Genomic DNA, 17,573 nt, shown 5'->3' on the forward strand with positions numbered 1-17,573 from the left:
TAAAATAATTGAGAATAGTTGCAAGGTGCTTTCTTCTCATAAAGTGCTAGTATAATCTAATTAATAATACCACATTTTACCGTATATTTACATTGCAATGCCGTTCAATATTGTATGCTTGAATAATAATCCTCGTGCGTGTTATGATAAATTTTTAAGAAAGATTAAAACAAATGTAAATTGTATGAAAGGACTTCTCATGAACAGAATTCGACGTAATGCCTTAATGATGCTTGCGCTAACTTTTATCTATGCTGGTTTACAAGTTGGACGTCCAGCTGCAGAAATTGCTTGGACAAATGTAACCCTTAGTATTTTAATCCCTATCGTTGCGATTATTTTTGCTTTTAACGAGAAAGATAGCCGCTGGCGTTGGACATTAATTAGCCTTGAAGTAATTTTACTAATTGTTATGATTGCCATGGCCATATTAAAATAAGAACACATTATAAAAGAACCTGTAGATACAAGGGCAAGATACGCTCGTTTCTACAGGTTCTTTATTTGTGCGTCTTATTCTGCTTGCTCAGCATTTTCTACATTTAAGCCCATTAAAACTAGATCATGGAATTGACCGTCATGGTACATGCCGTTAGGCGTTTTGCCGATTTTTTCGAATCGGTATTTTTCATATAAAGTAATGGCACGCATGTTATCATTGCTCACTTCTAAACGTAGATAGCGTAAGACTTCATTTTCGATGGCCCAGTCAATAATGTCTTCCATCATGACTTTGGATAAGCCCAATCCCCAGAAGCGGCGTAGGATACTAATACCAACTTCACCAATATGTGCTATTTTGGCATGTTGCGCTGCACCCACACTCGCAACACCAATAATATCATCACCTAAACGAGCGATTAATAAACGATTATTTGGCGCATCTTCTAAAGATTTAATGTAACGTGTCTCTTGTTCTTGATTGATTCCTAAACCTTCTGCACCAAAAGCTAAATAATCCGTTTCAGCACCCACTTCTTTATAAAAATCTAGTAAGGCTTTAGCATCTTTAGGTAAGGCATCAGCTAAAGTAATTTCTAATTGTTCTTTTTTCATAATATATTAATCCTTCTATTCCTCTTGACTAGGCAAAATCTTTACGTAATTGCATCAACAAATTTTGCCCTGTGATGCCTTCGCCTGTTACGGTCACTTGTCGACTAGTTAAGCCAGTACTTTCAATTTTGATCCATAGATAATCATCTGGTAAATCTTCTAACACGTATTGTGGCCATTCAATAATCGTAATGCCATCTCCATTTAGATAATCTTCTAAACCAACACTTTCCCCACCTGTTTCTTCTAAGCGGTAGGCATCCATATGGTACAAAGGGATTGGTCCTTCTTCGTACTCTCGGATAATTGTATAAGTTGGGCTTTTAATTGCTTGATCGATCCCAAGTGCTTTTGCAAAATATTTGGTGAAAGTCGTTTTACCAGCACCTAAGTCCCCTTCAAGACAAATAATATCACCAGCAGATACTACTGTAGCAAGTGCAGTAGCAAATTTAGACGTATCTTCTTCACTAGTCCAATTGATTGTGATAGCCATCATACACCTCTTCCTCAAACTTGTCATTAAGCTAATGGTACTAAAAAAAGAAAAAGACTACAAGAATGAAAACTCACTCATGTAGTCTTTTACCATCAAAAATGTGAAAATGTTGAGACAAATATGTTTTACAATTTCTAGTACTAATCTAATAATGTTTGATTAGCAGTAATAATTGCTAATTTATAAACATCTTCTTCGATACATCCACGTGACAAGTCAGAAATTGGTTTGGCCATACCTTGTAAGATTGGTCCAATAGCTTCGAAACCACCCAAACGTTGTGCAATCTTGTAGCCAATATTACCTGATTGGATTTCTGGGAATACGAATACAGTAGCATTACCAGCAACTTTTGAATCTGGCGCCTTTTGTTTAGCAACTGCTTTAACAAAGGCTGCATCAAATTGTAATTCACCATCAATTTCAAATTGAGGTGCTTTTTCTTTTGCAATGCGTGTTGCTTCAGCTACTTTTTCTTGTTCTGGTGATTTTGCTGAACCTTTAGTTGAAAAGCTTAGTAAAGCAACTTTAGGATCAATGTCAAACATAGCTGCAGTTTTAGCTGATTCAACAGCGATTTCAGCTAAGCCTTCTGCATCTGGGTTGATATTAATTGCACAGTCAGAGAAGACATATTTTTCTTGGTCACGTCCACGTAACATGATGAAAGCACCTGATGTCGATTTCACACCTGGTTTTGTTTTGATAATTTGCAATGCTGGACGTACTGTATCACCTGTTGAGTGACGTGCACCTGATACCAAAGCGTCACAAATATCTTGATATACTAACATTGTTCCGAAGTAGTTTTCATCACGTAAAATTGTACGTGTTTGTTCTTCAGTTGCTTTACCTTTACGACGTTCTACGAAAGCAGCAACCATTTCGTCAAATGCATCATAGTTATTTGGATTAATAATTTCGATATTGTTGATGTTAAAACCACGTTCTTGTGCAATTTCTTTTAGATTGTCTGGATTACCTAATAATACAGGTTCCATTAAACCTTCCGCTTTCAAACGAACTACAGCACCCAAAATACGTTCATCGTATCCTTCTGGGAAAACGACACGGATCTTTTTCCCACTAATTTTCGCTTTTAAACTATCAAACATATCCATTTAAAAATAACCTCCTATAATTATAAAACGTTTACATAACCTATTTTAACACGTTCTCTAAGCTTTTGTTATAACAATTATCGCAAACATAATAATCTTTGCTTATAGGTAAAGTTATAAGAAGAATGCTACAACTTTTAGGTATTATATATACAATTTTATATACGACTGTACATCTGCCTGATCGGCATGATATTTAAAAGATTGGAATTTCACATCATATAAGGCGGCTTCTGCCACTTGTGGTGTAACAATCTTCACATCTGGCAATTGTTTAAGTCCTGGACCTTCAATCATGATACCTGCACCAACGACGCTGGCATCTTCACTGGAAACATATTGTAAGGGTACACCTAAAATATTAGCAATCCACTGACAAATAGCCGGATTTGTAAATATTTTACCATTCACTTGAATGGACGGTACATCTACATCAGTCGTTGATAGTACTAATTCAATGACCTGACGTGCCTCAAGAAATACTCCTTCAAAGACAGCTTTAGCCATGGCCAAACGACTTGTATTGCCAGCAAGTTCTTTGAATTCTGCACGCAAGAAGGCATTCCAATATGGTGCCCGTTCGCCATTTAAATAGGGTAGAAAATATGGACCATGATCAGTTACTTGCTCATTATGAAGTGCCTCGAGCATTTGTGAGAAGGTCATCCCCAGTTCCTTGAATGCAAAGTTTTGATATAACCAATCTAAGACATTCCCAGCATTATTCAAGGGACCGCCCACAATATAATGGTCACCCTCGTCCACCATATAAGTAAACAAGGCACCTTGTGTATTAATCACTAAGACTTCACTAAGGTATCGAATGGCTCCAGAAGTACCGAATGAAAATACAAACGGACTCACCAATTCCGTCTGTGCTGTGCCTTCAACAGCGTATGCCAAATTCGCTAAGTTAGCTAGCGCCCCATCCGTAGATCCCAATAAAAGTTGAAAGGTTGATGGTAAACCTAATTCAGCTAAGATGTCAGCCTTTACTGGATAACTAGCTGTAGGTGCTTGTAAGCTTGGTAGTTGATTTTCATTTACGTTGACTTGTTGTAATAAATCACTAGACCACTTTTTGCCTGAAAGGTCCAATAAACCCATTGAGGATGCAGTAGGATAATCAATGACGAATTCACCCGTTAGTGAGCGAATAATATATGCTTTAATGTCCATAAATTGTATTTCATCCTTGTGGAATAATTCAGCCTTTGCATCATTTAAATAGGCTAATTTGACAAAAGGATTCATCGCATGGATGGGTGTGCCCGAAATTTGAAAGAATTTTTCTCCTCGACCATCTTCATGCATCAGTTTAGCGACTTCCTTGGCGCGTAAGTCTGCCCACGTCATGGTTTGCATGAATACCTCACCAGAGCGATTGGTCGCTAACAGTGCATGCATTTGCGTTGAAAAGATTAAACGATCAATTTCTGGATACTTGAGGGCCATTTGTGCTAGTAAATCTTTTAATTGTTGGACAACGCGTTCAGGGTTACTTTCATGTTTTCCTGTTTCATCTTGATCGATGATGTTGCGTGCTTCAATGGTTTCAATAATTGTATATGGCGTTTGGACTACAGCTAATTTTGAATTAGTTGTCCCTAAATCTGCTACGTAATATTGCATAGTAACCTCTCTTATGTCAGTATTGCCCGTCATCAGGTGGGAACGTTTACATTTAATCAAAGAAAAAGAAGCAACAAATCACTGGATATATATCAATGAATTGTTGCTTCTTGCTAACTAAGTCTTACTCGAATGAATATACATGTGGAAAAGTGATGATTGAAACGCTTATTAACGGATTTCAGCTTGGAAGTCTTGGCTTAAGGCGTCAGTAATTTGAGCCACATCAGCTGTTACTTCTTCATCGGTTAAGGTTGCTTGTGGATTCAAGTATTTCAATGTATACGCCATTGATTTCTTACCGTCTTCAATGTTTGCACCTTGGTAGACGTCGAAAATTTCTGTACCCACTAGGATACCACCTTTAGATGCTTTTTCGATGGTAGCTGTGATTTCAGCACTTGTAACAGTGTCTGCTACTAAGATGGCGATATCACGTTCTGATCCAGGGAATTTAGCGATTGGTGTTTGTTTTACAGCCATTTTTGGTAGCGCATATACTTTATCCAATGAAATTTCAAATACTAAAGTATCTTTCATATCGTATTTATCAGCAATTGATGGGTGTAATTGTCCGATGAAACCTAATTCTACTCGTTCAGCTCCTTTAGCTTCTGCGAAGACTAGGGCTGTACGGCCTGGGTGCATGTCTGGCAAATCACTCACTGGTTCAAAGCTAATTGCTACGTCAAGGTTGAAGCTATCTAAGACTGCTTCTAAGGCACCTTTCATATCATAGAAATCAACAACTTTAGCTGGATGACTCCATGTTTTGCTTGCAGAATGTCCTGTCCAAGCAGCAGCTAAATGTGTTTCATCAACTGGTAATGCAGCGTCAGCCCATTTAAATACGCGACCTGATTCAAATATAGCTACGTCGGCTGTTTTACGCGCAACATTATATTGAACAATTTCTAGTAAAGTACTTAGTAAATTCGTACGCATTACACGACGGTCATCAGACATTGGGAAGTCTAATGCCACTGGTTTTGCATTTGCCATTTCAAGTACGGTTTGATTATCACCTGTTAATGAGTAACCAATTACTTGGTTGAAACCATTTGCCAACATTTGATCGTTGGTACGACGTTTGAACAATTGCCAATCTGTGTAGCCCATGTTTACTGCATTTACTGAAGGTAAACGAGATGGCAGTTTGTCATAACCGTAGATTCGTGCAATTTCTTCAACAAGATCAGCTTCAATTGTAATATCCCAACGACGAGATGGTACAAATACTGTGAAGTTTTCGCCATCACCTTCAATATCGAATTGCAATTGTGCAAAGATTTGTTCGATGTCAGCATATGATAATGTCATGCCTAAACGTTTGTTCACGTATGTTAATGTTGATGATACTTGAACTGGTGTTAAATCAATTACAGAAACACGTTCGCGCCCTTCAACAATTTCACCACCAGCTAATTCATGCATCAATTGAGCTGCGTAAGCACCTGATTCAGCAACGGTTGCATGGTTGATACCACGTTCGTTACGCATTGATGATTCTGAATGTAAACCGTTACGACGCGCTGTTTTACGGATATGAATTGGTTCAAATATAGCTGCTTCGATTAAAACATTCGTTGTATCTTCATCGATTTCAGTATCTAATCCACCCATAACACCAGCTAAGGCGATTGGTTTTTCACCATCAGTAATGACGATATCTGTCTCTAATAATGTACGTTCGACTTCATCTAAGGTAACTAAAGTTTCACCTGCTTTAGCTAAGCGCGTTTCAATCACTTTATTTGCTAATTTATCGTAGTCAAAGGCATGTAGTGGTTGACCATTTGCCATCAACACATAGTTTGTCGCATCCACTACATTGTTAATTGGACGGATACCAGATGCCATTAGGCGTAATTGTAGCCAAAGTGGTGATGGCCCAACTTTTACATTTTTTACTAAATAAGCATTATATTCAGGTACTAATGCTGTATCTGCAACTTTTAATTCAAGCGCGTCAGCTAAATCATTAGCTTCAAATTTACTTGTATCTGTAGTTTCGATATTTGCATGACGGTTATAAACTGCCGCTAATTCCCAAGCAACACCTCGCATAGAGAATGCATCTGCACGGTTAGGCGTGATATCTAATTCAATAATTGGATCATCCAATTGTAAATATTCAACGATATCTGTACCTGGAACTGCATCTTCTGGTAATACCATGATACCATCAGCATATTCTTTCGGTACAACAGAATTAGAAAAACCGATTTCTTCTAATGAACAAATCATCCCTTGAGATACAACGCCGCGCATTTTACCTTTTTTAATCTTCACATTACCTGCGATACGTGAGTTTGGTAAAGCCACAATGACATTTTGGCCTGCAGCAACGTTTGGTGCGCCACACACAATTTGGTATGGCTCCGCTTCGCCCACATTAACAGTTGTAACTGAAAGATGGTCTGAATCTGGATGTGGTTCACAGGTCAACACATGACCTACCACAATTTTCTTCAAGCCTTCACCCAATGCTTCAACACCGTCAACTTCAATACCTGTACGAGACATGCGTTCCCCAACATCTTGCGGATTCAAGTCAGCAAGATCGATAAATTCATTCAACCATTTATATGATACTTTCATTGATTGCTTACCCCTCTTCCGTAAATTGTTTTAAGAATCGTAAATCATTTTGGTAGAAATGACGAATATCATCGATACCATATTTCAACATTGCAACACGGTCAGGTCCTAAACCAAAAGCAAAACCAGCGTATTCTTGAGAATCAATACCAGCCATTTCTAAGACGTTGGGATGAACCATCCCACCACCTAAGATTTCAATCCAACCAGATTGTTTACAGATATTACAGCCATCTCCACCACATTTGAAACATGTGACGTCGATTTCTACAGATGGTTCAGTAAATGGGAAGTAACTTGGACGTAAACGCACTTCAGTATCTTCACCAAACATATGACGAGCAAATAATTCTAAGGTACCTTTTAAGTCAGCTAACGATACATTGTGATCAACAACTAAACCTCGATTTGATGGAATTGATGAGAGTGAGTCGCATCATCATCATCACGACGGTAAACTTTACCTGGAGAGATCATTTTTAATGGACCTGCAGAGAAATCATGTGCATCCATAGCACGTGCTTGAACAGGTGACGTATGCGTACGTAATAATACTTCATCATTAATATAGAAAGTATCTTGCATGTCGCGCGCTGGATGGTCTTTCGCCAAGTTCATACGTTCAAAGTTATAGAAGTCTGATTCAATTTCTGGACCCTCTACTACTTCATAACCCATTGAAACAAATAGATCTTCGATTTCTTCCATAACTTGTGTTAATACATGTTTGGTACCCGTTGCAGGTTTTTCACCTGGCAAAGTCACATCAATTGCTTCTGCTTGTAATTTTTCGTTCAAAGCTTCTGCTTGGAATACTGTTTCTTTTGCTTGTAATTTAGCTTCTGCCTTGTTTTTTAATTCATTGGCATACGCACCAACTTTAGGTCGCTCCTCAGCTGATAAATCACGCATACCGCGTAAGGCTTCAGTAATTGGTCCTTTTTTTCCTAAATATTTCACACGAACTGCTTTGACGTCAGCCAAATTAGCAGTTGCTTCAATTTCTGCAGCAATTTGATTCTCAATTGCTTGTAAATCTTCTACAATACTCATTTTGCATCTCCTTATATTGTTATATGTGGTGAGTGACGGCTTATTAGGAGGGGTGGCTTTGTGTCAATGCACAACTATTCTTCCCTCTTATAACACAAAAAAAGCCTTCCATCCCTAAAATAGGGACGAAAGACCGTGGTACCACCCTGATTCCAGTATAGTTTCCCATACTGGCACTCATTGATCGTTTTAACGGGTCGACCGGACACTCTTTTGAATATTGCTATTCTCCCGAATGCCTACTCTAGAAGTGAAAACGATTCAAACATGTTGGTAAGATTTGCAGCTAACTCTTACTCTCTGAGCAACACGTATTTTTGAATCGTTGTCTTCTGTTAAGGTAATTTCTATTATATTTTAGCCGTTTATAGCATTTTGTCAACCTTATTCGGCAGGTTCCACCCATTCATCGGCCCAAACATGTAAACTATTAAAGATTTTTTGTAAATCATGACCTTTATCAGTCAAGTTGTAAATAGTCACCATGTGACCATTTACTTCTGTTTCTTCTTTGCATACGATGCCTTCTTCGCTCAATTCACGAAGACGTTCAATCAATACACGGTCTGAAATACCATTGATTGAGTCACGTAATTGACCAAAACGAAGCGGTGTTGCAAGTAATACTTCAATAATTAGGCTGTTCCATTTTTTACCAATTACTTTACACGCATGTTCCATCTTCGCACACATTACTGGTAGCGCTTCTTGTTTAATTGTAATTTCCATTTTCATCTATCTCCTTTTGGGTTTCTATTAATTCGATTTTTTCTTCTACTGGGACTTCTTTATGTTTACGTCCACTTAATGCTGGAATAACGAGTTTGCCAATAAAGGTTTTAAAAGCCTTTGTCAGCTTGCTTAAAGAGAAATTCGCCAAACTTGGTTTTACAAAGTCTTCATTAGCAATATATTTATCTACAAAGGTGAGTAAGTATGACTCTTTATATTTGGGAAATTCTGGTGTTGCCAACCACATATGTTTCAAAATGATATCCTCTTCAACCTCTGATAACGCTGTCACTATCCCTGCATTCATCAATGCAATTTTCGGATGGTTTCGTAGATGTGACCCCTTCGAAAAAGTCACTTCACCAGGTACATAATAGAATAGATCATGTAACAAACCTGCCCTTGCACAAGCCCGATAGTCCCAATTTAGGTTCTTAGCCAATCGGTAGGACATATAGGACACGAGGTAGGAGTGGGTTAAGCGGTTGCCATGCACATGTTGTTTATAATAAGCCAAATCAGTTACAAAGGGATGATCTTTGATATCCGCAATGATTGCCATGTATTCCTTATCATCTTCCCAAAAATAATGTTCTTCACGTTCGTTCATATAATCACCTTTTTTCGACCAAAACGTACTTTCAGTTCATTTATCGTTCACTGCCATTCAAGATTCGTTATTTCTAAGCATATCACGAATTCCTTCATTTTCTAGAAGTATATCGATAAGAATTTATCAAGATTTGGGTGGAAATTGATACATGACAATTGCGCCTGCAATTGCAACATTTAATGATTCAGCAGAACCAATCATTGGAATATATAAAGATACATCAGTCAACTCTTGGACCATTTGGCTTACGCCATTTCCTTCATTCCCTAACACAATCGCCCATTTGCCTTTTCTTTGTAAATCAAAGGCATTAGCAGCGTGTGCTCGGTCATTTAATTCAGTCGTAGCGATAAAATAATCATGGGCCTTCAATGCTGGGATGGCCTCATCTAGATCAAGTTCATAGGTATTCACAGCAAAGTGTGAACCCTGCATAGACCGCAAAACTTTATCGTTAAACAAATCAACTGTTCCTTTACCTAATATCACATCACGGTAGCCAAAGGCATCTGCCGTTCGGATGATAGTCCCTAAATTACCAGGATCTTGGACTTGATCCAAAATCAAAACGGCATGATTTAAGTGGTCAAAATGAATCTCTTTCGCTTCAGGCAGCGTCGCAACTGCAAAAATATCTTGATGTTGCTCCGTTTGACTCAGACTTTTGGCCACCTCGGGCGTAACTTGGGTGAATGGCAATGCATCGTTCATATTTCTAAATTTTTCAATATGTGCATGACTACTTTCTGGTACATAGTAAATCATATCGATGTCTGCCTGAGCCTGTATAGCCATTTCAACCAAATGTGGTCCTTCTAAAATATATTGACCAGCCTTTTTACGACCTTTGCGGGTAAATAATTTTTTGAGCTCTTTAATTCGGGTATTTTGGACCGAAGTAATGATTTTTTCTACCATAAGATTATTTTGCTTCTTCTGGTTTAATCAATTCGTAGATTGCTTCAGCATAAATTGAAGCTGAACGTAATAAATCACGTACGGCTAAAAATTCATTTGCTTGGTGCATGGTATCAATTGAATCTGGGAATAAAGCACCATAAGCTACACCACGTTCCAATAGACGACCGTATGTACCACCACCGATTGAACGTTCGTGGCCTTTTTCACCAGTTTGGTTTTCGTATACAGCTAGTAAAGTTTGAACCAATGGATCATCAGCTGGTACATAGTGAGGTTTTTTGTTTGTCTTTGTACCATCTACAAATGTGTAATGGTAAGTTTCACCATGTTTTGCAAAAGTTGCATCGATTTCACTGTATTCTTTGCCACGAGGTACGCGGATATTTAATACAGTGTACAATTTACCATCTTCTTCGCCAATTAAACCTGGGTTTACCGTTACAGTACCCATAATTTCATCTTCATGAGCGATACCTAGACGTTCACCATAGAAGTCTTCGTGTACCAATTCACCTAAGAAACGTAAAATATCATCTTTAGCTAAATCATCATCTAATTGAAGTAATAATTTTGCTAAGAAAGTAGCAGCATTGAAACCAATACTTGGGTTCATCGCATGTACCCCTTTACCTTCAACTGAAATAGTGTATTCATCGTTATCTTGGCTTGTGATAATGGTAATATCAGGATTTGCTGCTTGGAAATCTGCAATAATTTGATCAGCATTTTCTTTAATACCAGTTACTACTGCATGTGCTTCACCTGGTACCATGTTTTCACGAAGGCCACCTTCAAATGAAACTAATTTGTCGCTACGTTTTTCAAAAAGTAACTTAGCAGAATACATACCTTTTTCACCATTAATAATTGGGAAATCAGCATCTGGAGAGAAACCAAAGTCAGGTTTATCTTCAACCTCAAAATAACGTGTTACACCCTTCCATTCGCTTTCTTCATCAGTACCAACGATAAAGCGAACACGTTTCGCTACAGGTAAACCTAATTCTTTGATTACTTTCAAGCCGTAGTAAGCAGCCATTAAAGGACCCTTATCATCTGAAGCACCACGCGCATAAATACGTTCATCGCGCACTTCAGGTTTAAATGGATCAGTGTCCCATTTGTCATCAACAGGTACAACATCAACGTGTGCTAACACACCTAACGTTTCATCACCTTCACCATATTCTGCATGACCTGCAAGATTATCAATATTCTTCGTTGTAAATCCATCACGGTCAGCAATTTTTAAGAATACTTCTAATGCTTCTTTTGGACCTGGTCCCACTGGCGCATCAGCAGTTGCCTTACTGTCGTCACGGACACTATTTACACTTAATAGAGTGAATAAGTCTTTCATTAAATCATCTTTACGATTGTTGATTTCTTCTTGCCAATTAATTGTCATAAGAATCCTCCTAGTTATTTATCTACGTTACTTATCTTACCACATTTTTGCTTGTAACTCACTTCATTCGACTATTAAATTGTAAGTAGATTGGTTTTATCAAGACAAAAAGGAAAAATTTGCAACCTTTCACTAGTCGCAACAAAATTTTGCATTTATGAAATCGGATACATTTCTTGTACTTTTTTCACATATTTAGGCGAAATATCTGATAATATTTCCAGTTTTTATATGGTTTTAGCAAAATTTACAATAAAACGATTACATTTTTAATATTTATGGTCTATAATTTCTTTATTTTAAAAGCTTTCATTATCACAAAGCATTCTGACACCTGTACGCGAAGGTTATCACAAGTTAATTTTTGCAATTATTTGTAAGCGTTTTTTTATAAAAGTTTTTGGTTTTTAGCTAAAGACCAGAAGAAGGAAAATAATGGCACAAGGTACTTCAACAAAAGAAATCATTACACACACAGAAGATGACGTCCGCCCTTTCAGTATGCGTGATAAGATTGGTTACATGTTTGGCGATTTAGGTAACGACATGAGCTTCATGCTTCAATCCATGTTTCTTATGGTCTTCTATACGGAAGTTTAGGGCGTAGACGCTGCTCAAGTTGGGCTACTATGAATGATTGCCCGCTTTGTAGACGCCTTTACAGATGTCGGCATGGGAATTATCGTTGATAAGTCACCAAGAACAAATGAAGGTAAATTTAGACCTTGGATTCGACGTATGGCTGGTCCAGTAGCAATTACCAGTTTCCTAATTTATCAAACTGGTCTACAAGATATGGGTATGGGTTTTAAAATTGTCTATATGTATATTACTTACCTGTTGTATGGGTCAATATTCTATACAGCGATTAATATCCCTTATGGTTCTATGCAAGCAGCCATTACAAGTAATCCAACTGAACGTACACAATTATCACAATTCCGCTCAATGGGGGCAACCATTGCGCAATTAGTTATCGGTTCAGTTACACCTTTAATCATCTATAAAACCGTTAACGGACAAGAAATTGTGAAAACTGATAGCACCTTTACCATTCTAGCCGGTGCCTTCTCACTATTAGCCGTATTATTCTACTTCTTCTGCTACAAGCTAACGACTGAACGCGTTGATGTTGATGCAGGTTCTGTTGACGAAAATCACACAGAAAAACAAGGCTTCGTAAAAGAATTATTCATTACCATTAAAGGTACATTTGGTGCATTGAAAAACCGTTCACTTATCGGAATCATTTTCACTGCTCTGTTTATGATCTTAGGTCAGTTAATGATTTCTTCAATCAATAACTACTTATTCCCTAACGTATATAATTCTTCAGATGCTCTATCTCAATTTAACATACTTAACCCTATTATCGCTTTAGTAATCGCTACCCCAATCGCTCCAATCATTGCTAATAAGATTGGTAAAAAAGAATTCGGGATTTTAGCTTTCGGACTAAGTGCATTAGCATTTGGTAGCTTATTCTTTATCCGTCCCGAAAACGTATTGGTATTTATGGCCATTGCAGGTGTCGGTATGTTTGGATTCTTCAGCTTTAATGTTGTAATTTGGGCAATCATTACTGACGTTATTGATAACATTGAAATCGAAACACATCATCGTCAAGATGGCCAAGTATACTCACTTTACAGCGAAAAAACTTAACCCCCTATTCCAATCGTTATTTCTACAAAAAAACATAAAAAGTAGCGACAAATAATCGCTACTCTATTCAATCTTTTATTCAAATATATCTAATGGTTGTCCGTCGAATATAGCCTTACGCAAGGCATCTCCATTTACTTGGACGTATTCGCCTGCTTCGAGTTCTTCTGGTAAGACCAACTGACCAATTCGTTGACGATGCAATTGTAGTACTTGGCAGTCAATGGCTTCGAACATGCGCTTCACTTGATGGAATTTACCCTCTGAAATGACAACACGGGCGAGTGATTCACCACTTTCTACATCGACTTGGTCAATAAACAATTCAGCTGGCTTGGTGATATCGCCTTGGCCGATATTCAAACCCTTGGCGAATTTTTGAATGTGACTTTCATCCAGTAAACCGTCGACTAAGACAGCATATTCTTTATCCACATGTTTGCGTGGCGACATTAAGTCGTGGTTGAATTGACCGTCGTTTGTAATCAACAAAAGCCCGGTGGTATCTTTATCCAAGCGACCTACTGGAAAAGGCTCATAGGTTAATACAGTTTCCTCATCTAATAGATCAATCACTGTTTCCCAGCGATTGTCCTCCGTTGCGGAGATAACCCCCTCTGGTTTGTGAAGGATGATATAGACAAATGGTTCATAGGCAATTACTTGTCCATCTACCTCTACAATGTCATTTTCTACATTCACTGCTTGGTTGGCCTTTTTAGCTGGTGTGCCATTCACATATACTGCAGATTGCTTAATTAGATTTTTGACGTCGGTACGCGAATATGGCGTCATACTCGCGACAAACCGGTCAAGTCGTTGGTTCGTTTTGATATTTTTATTGGTCATATTTACTCATTCCTAATTTTGCTCGTAAGCGTTTGGCCTTGTCACCTAGTAAGATGTCCAAGATTTTAAAGCGAAGACCGCCGATACCATATACCAAGATACCGACTGCCGCAACAATCACCATTTGGAGAATTTGTTGGAAAAGCGAGTGTTCTGGTGACAAGATATAGCGACGTAAGAATTGATTCACTAGCCATGTTGCAACACCCATTGCAGCAGCTAAAATCACAATGCCTCTGATTTGGACGAATAATTCGGCAACTGAGAAATTAATGCGGACGTGTAATCGCCATAGATAAAAGGCTGCAATAGCGACAAAGGCTATGGCAGTCGCAATTTGGGCACCCGGTGTCCCGAAGAAAGCAAGCATTGGCAATTGTAATGCCAACTTAATGATCATCCCCACTAGTAAGCCAAAAATTGCTTCCTTAAAGAAGGACATCGATTGCATCATAGCTACTAATACCGCAAATAACCCCATAGTGATGGCTACAAAAGCCGATAATTGTAGTAATGACGTACCCATTGGATCATACGAATAGATAAAGGCATATACAGGCTCAGCAAGAACTGCCATACCAATGGCTGATGGCAACATAACCAAAGTAAATAGCTTCAAGTTATGCATGACTAGCGCCTTGGTATCAGGGAAGTCGTGGTTGGCACGGCGGTCGGACCGTCGCGGATGGCGTCTGTCTGCCATTTTATCCTCAATCTTACGTTTTTCTTCAGAGAAGGTTGCGGAAATAACGGAAATTGACGTTGACCCGATAGCAACCGCAAGCGACACGATGATGGTCACCAATTTATTCGCGTTGGCACCGAAAATCGCGTATTCATTAATCAGCTGGTCGCGAGATAAATCAGAAACCCGCTCCATAATTGGCATATAGGTATTCAAATCAATCAAGCGCGACAATTCTATTGCCGAACCGGAAATGATGAACGGAATCGCAATTGAAATAATTTCAATCAATAAGCGAACTGTCGACACATCCGCCTCTTCCTCCACCGCGTACAAAGCCTCTTCCTTGGCATACACTTTTCTATATTTGGAAAAGAAATACGCTAGGGTTGCTAGGGCTGCCAAGCACCAATGAAGGCTGCAAAAGTGGAATGGGTCACGGCTAAGACCATATCACCGCCGCGAATAATACGGATAATGTATACCGCTGCAAGCATGTAGATTACACGCAAAATTTGTTCTGCAATTTGTGACATCGCAGACGGTTTCATATCTTGATGCCCCTGGAAGTAACCGCGGATAACCGAAATTGTCGGTAAGATCACAAGTGCTGGTACCAATGAACGAATGGTCAAGACGACTGACTCAAAATTTCGCGCCGGCGTTGATTGAGCCAATTGCGATGCGAAGGTCCATAATAATATCCCCCCGAGAATTCCCGTCATTGACATTAAAATTAAACCGGAACGAAATAGGCGACGTCCCGTTTTATACTGACCGCGCGCATTATAATACGCCATTTGTTTGGCAATAGAATCAGGTACCCCCGCAATGGTAATCGATAAGAAAATCGCATAATAGTTATAACCAATATTAAACAAAGAATTGGCTTCATTGGCTATTTGCGGGTTCCCCATCCAGCGATACCAGGGGATCACATATAATACCCCTAAAATACGTGAAATCATCGAAGCCGCTGACATCCAAGCCGCTCCTGTGTTCATCTTCTCCTGCGCTGACGCAGATTGTTTCATAGGCTGTGGTTCAGCCGGTACTTCATCTGCCACCAAAACGACAGTATCTTCTATTTCATGGTTCCGACGCATATTCGGATCATCTACACCCATACTGAATTACTCCTCATTATTTAAATTCTTTGATTTGTTCCATATCGAAAAACACTTAGCTTTCATTCTAAACAATAAAGCCAAGCATTTCAATTGAATCACATTTAAAAACACTTAAAGATTCAATAAACCTGATAGCTAACAGTGCCATCTATACAAGCATACCCCTATAAAGCAAAAACGACCAGAAAAAATTCTGGCCGTTTGGAGAAAATTATTTATTATCCTCTTTAATGACACGTAAGGACTCATTAATTTTGGTACCGTGAATATCTTTCCACCATTCCCATCCGTTTTTGCTACCACCTATTATGAATGCGGCAGCACCTGATGGCGTTTTAAAAGTGTAATCTTCAGCAAAATATCTTGAAGTGGGCGTCTGTACCACAATCCCTTCTTCTACTAATTTTTGCCTATTTTCTTTTAAATTATCAGCATTATTTTTTTCAGCGTCAATATTTACTTGAGAACCAGCATATACAGTAACCGATTCATCTTTATTTAAGTATCCACTTGCCTGAATGTTATGCCAATTGATAAAAATATTTCTCTCAATATTATGATCATAATTCGCTTTCGACCTTAAGTATGGATACATTGATATTAATTTGTCACCAATATCGTTACTTCGCCTCTCTATAAAATCTGCATTCCATTCTGTATATTGATATAAATTTTTGTTCATCTTGATATGTAATGTGTTTTCAAAAATTTTTTTCTTCCTATCAAAATTAAGATTACCAGCCTTAGAATTATCAACTTTTGCTACTAATGTTAAATTACCAATTGTATTAATTATTTCAGTATATTCTTCGCCCGAAACTCCTGCTTTTTCAGTCCAATACTCATTTTCCGTTTGTGGCATGATATGTTCAATTGAAAGGCTAGACATATCTAATTTAGCGGAATTATCCTTATTTTCAATTTTTTCTAACAACCATCGCGTTAGTCTCATTGCATAAGCATTAGCCATCTGAAAATTAGATTTTAAAGATTTATCTGTTGGCAATGCCATCTGATTATTTCTATTTTTTGTTATCAAAACAAAAATTACGATATCTACAATGTGTTCATAACCGTACTCTTCAGCGTAATTTCTTATATTTTTTAAAGCCGTTGGAAAGATTTTATTAATTCTACTTGTGGCATCATTATTAAAATATCGTCTAATTTGATAATTATTAATTATCTCAATAATTTCGTAGAATTGACTTTCTGAAATCAATTTATCATGATGAAACATTTCTGATATTCCTAGAACTAATGGTGCTGACATTTTGCTGTCAATACTCTGGAAATCAGCAATAATTTCTTTATAGTTTCCCTTTGGATCTGTTAAGTATAACAAGTTAAAGTATTTGCCAAATCGCACTAGTTTTTCTAACAGACTTATTTCAGACGATATTCCATGTTCGGAAAGCCAATATTCTTTAAATGCTTGATAAATTGTAAAGAACAGTTATAAAATGTAGGAAAATGACAATGTAAAATTGTTGGTTTTCCTACATTTTTTATATACTCTTCTTATCCCCTATAGAATTGGAGTGGAATAGGAATGAGAAGAGATATCAGAGAAGGAGTGAAAAAACATATGATTGATGGCATAAAGCC

Annotated in this window: 16 protein-coding genes, 1 pseudogene and 1 other annotated feature; of the genes and pseudogenes, 3 read left to right on the forward strand and 14 right to left on the reverse strand. The window is 37.9% G+C overall.

The window, feature by feature from the left end:
- Positions 1–199: 199 nt before the first annotated feature.
- Complete coding sequence (locus B9P78_RS04880; RefSeq protein WP_094518403.1) at positions 200–439, forward strand: TraX protein; 240 nt, start codon at positions 200–202, stop codon at positions 437–439.
- 74 nt (positions 440–513) lie between these two features.
- Here the strand turns inward: B9P78_RS04880 and B9P78_RS04885 are convergent, their stop codons facing one another.
- The 10 genes and pseudogenes from B9P78_RS04885 to pepV form a co-directional block, all read right to left on the reverse strand.
- Positions 514–1,056, reverse strand: coding sequence for a GNAT family N-acetyltransferase (locus tag B9P78_RS04885; protein WP_094518404.1), 543 nt, complete (start codon positions 1,054–1,056; stop codon positions 514–516).
- Between the two features lie 28 nt (positions 1,057–1,084).
- Positions 1,085–1,552 (reverse strand): tRNA (adenosine(37)-N6)-threonylcarbamoyltransferase complex ATPase subunit type 1 TsaE, encoded by a 468-nt coding sequence (gene tsaE / locus B9P78_RS04890; protein WP_094518405.1) that lies wholly within the window; start codon positions 1,550–1,552, stop codon positions 1,085–1,087.
- Positions 1,553–1,695: 143 nt separating this feature from the next.
- On the reverse strand, positions 1,696–2,676 hold the full coding sequence (pta, locus tag B9P78_RS04895) for a phosphate acetyltransferase (RefSeq protein ID WP_094518406.1): 981 nt from the start codon (positions 2,674–2,676) through the stop codon (positions 1,696–1,698).
- A gap of 144 nt (positions 2,677–2,820) precedes the next feature.
- Positions 2,821–4,308 (reverse strand): gluconokinase, encoded by a 1,488-nt coding sequence (locus tag B9P78_RS04900; protein ID WP_158520575.1) that lies wholly within the window; start codon positions 4,306–4,308, stop codon positions 2,821–2,823.
- A gap of 171 nt (positions 4,309–4,479) precedes the next feature.
- Entirely contained in the window at positions 4,480–6,909 is a 2,430-nt protein-coding gene (gene pheT / locus B9P78_RS04905) for a phenylalanine--tRNA ligase subunit beta (protein ID WP_094518408.1), read from the reverse strand.
- Positions 6,910–6,916: 7 nt separating this feature from the next.
- Positions 6,917–7,962 (reverse strand): annotated as a pseudogene (pheS, locus tag B9P78_RS04910) (phenylalanine--tRNA ligase subunit alpha).
- Between the two features lie 118 nt (positions 7,963–8,080).
- Positions 8,081–8,310 (reverse strand) — a binding site (T-box leader).
- A 36-nt stretch (positions 8,311–8,346) separates the two neighbouring features.
- Positions 8,347–8,691, reverse strand: a complete 345-nt coding sequence (locus tag B9P78_RS04915) for a helix-turn-helix domain-containing protein (protein ID WP_094518409.1) — start codon at positions 8,689–8,691, stop codon at positions 8,347–8,349.
- Positions 8,675–9,304: an HD domain-containing protein gene (locus B9P78_RS04920; protein ID WP_094518410.1), complete on the reverse strand. Its 630-nt coding sequence runs from the start codon at positions 9,302–9,304 to the stop codon at positions 8,675–8,677. The genes B9P78_RS04915 and B9P78_RS04920 overlap by 17 nt, the downstream gene beginning before the upstream one ends.
- Positions 9,305–9,430: 126 nt before the next feature.
- Positions 9,431–10,225, reverse strand: a complete 795-nt coding sequence (locus B9P78_RS04925) for an RNA methyltransferase (RefSeq protein WP_094518411.1) — start codon at positions 10,223–10,225, stop codon at positions 9,431–9,433.
- Between the two features lie 4 nt (positions 10,226–10,229).
- Positions 10,230–11,636, reverse strand: coding sequence for a dipeptidase PepV (pepV, locus tag B9P78_RS04930; RefSeq protein ID WP_094518412.1), 1,407 nt, complete (start codon positions 11,634–11,636; stop codon positions 10,230–10,232).
- 435 nt (positions 11,637–12,071) lie between these two features.
- Here pepV and B9P78_RS09795 point away from each other — a divergent pair, with 435 nt between their 5' ends.
- Together B9P78_RS09795 and B9P78_RS04935 are read left to right on the forward strand one after the other, a co-directional pair.
- On the forward strand, positions 12,072–12,236 hold the full coding sequence (locus B9P78_RS09795; RefSeq protein ID WP_158520576.1) for a hypothetical protein: 165 nt from the start codon (positions 12,072–12,074) through the stop codon (positions 12,234–12,236).
- A gap of 33 nt (positions 12,237–12,269) precedes the next feature.
- Positions 12,270–13,301 (forward strand): MFS transporter, encoded by a 1,032-nt coding sequence (locus B9P78_RS04935; RefSeq protein WP_094518413.1) that lies wholly within the window; start codon positions 12,270–12,272, stop codon positions 13,299–13,301.
- Between the two features lie 75 nt (positions 13,302–13,376).
- Here the strand turns inward: B9P78_RS04935 and B9P78_RS04940 are convergent, their stop codons facing one another.
- The 4 genes from B9P78_RS04940 to B9P78_RS04950 form a co-directional block, all read right to left on the reverse strand.
- The gene (locus B9P78_RS04940; RefSeq protein WP_094518414.1) at positions 13,377–14,150 is read right to left on the reverse strand and encodes a pseudouridine synthase; all 774 of its coding nucleotides are present in this window, start codon (positions 14,148–14,150) and stop codon (positions 13,377–13,379) included.
- A complete protein-coding gene (locus B9P78_RS10155) occupies positions 14,140–15,240 on the reverse strand; it encodes an oligosaccharide flippase family protein (protein WP_233487723.1) in 1,101 nt (366 codons plus the stop codon). Before B9P78_RS10155 ends, B9P78_RS04940 begins: the two co-directional genes overlap by 11 nt.
- Positions 15,228–15,962, reverse strand: a complete 735-nt coding sequence (locus tag B9P78_RS10160; protein WP_233487724.1) for an oligosaccharide flippase family protein — start codon at positions 15,960–15,962, stop codon at positions 15,228–15,230. Before B9P78_RS10160 ends, B9P78_RS10155 begins: the two co-directional genes overlap by 13 nt.
- A gap of 214 nt (positions 15,963–16,176) precedes the next feature.
- On the reverse strand, positions 16,177–17,310 hold the full coding sequence (locus B9P78_RS04950) for a DUF4357 domain-containing protein (protein WP_148138581.1): 1,134 nt from the start codon (positions 17,308–17,310) through the stop codon (positions 16,177–16,179).
- Positions 17,311–17,573: the final 263 nt, after the last annotated feature.

The sequence above is a fragment of the Aerococcus sp. 1KP-2016 genome (assembly GCF_002252085.1).
Taxonomy (GTDB): domain Bacteria; phylum Bacillota; class Bacilli; order Lactobacillales; family Aerococcaceae; genus Aerococcus.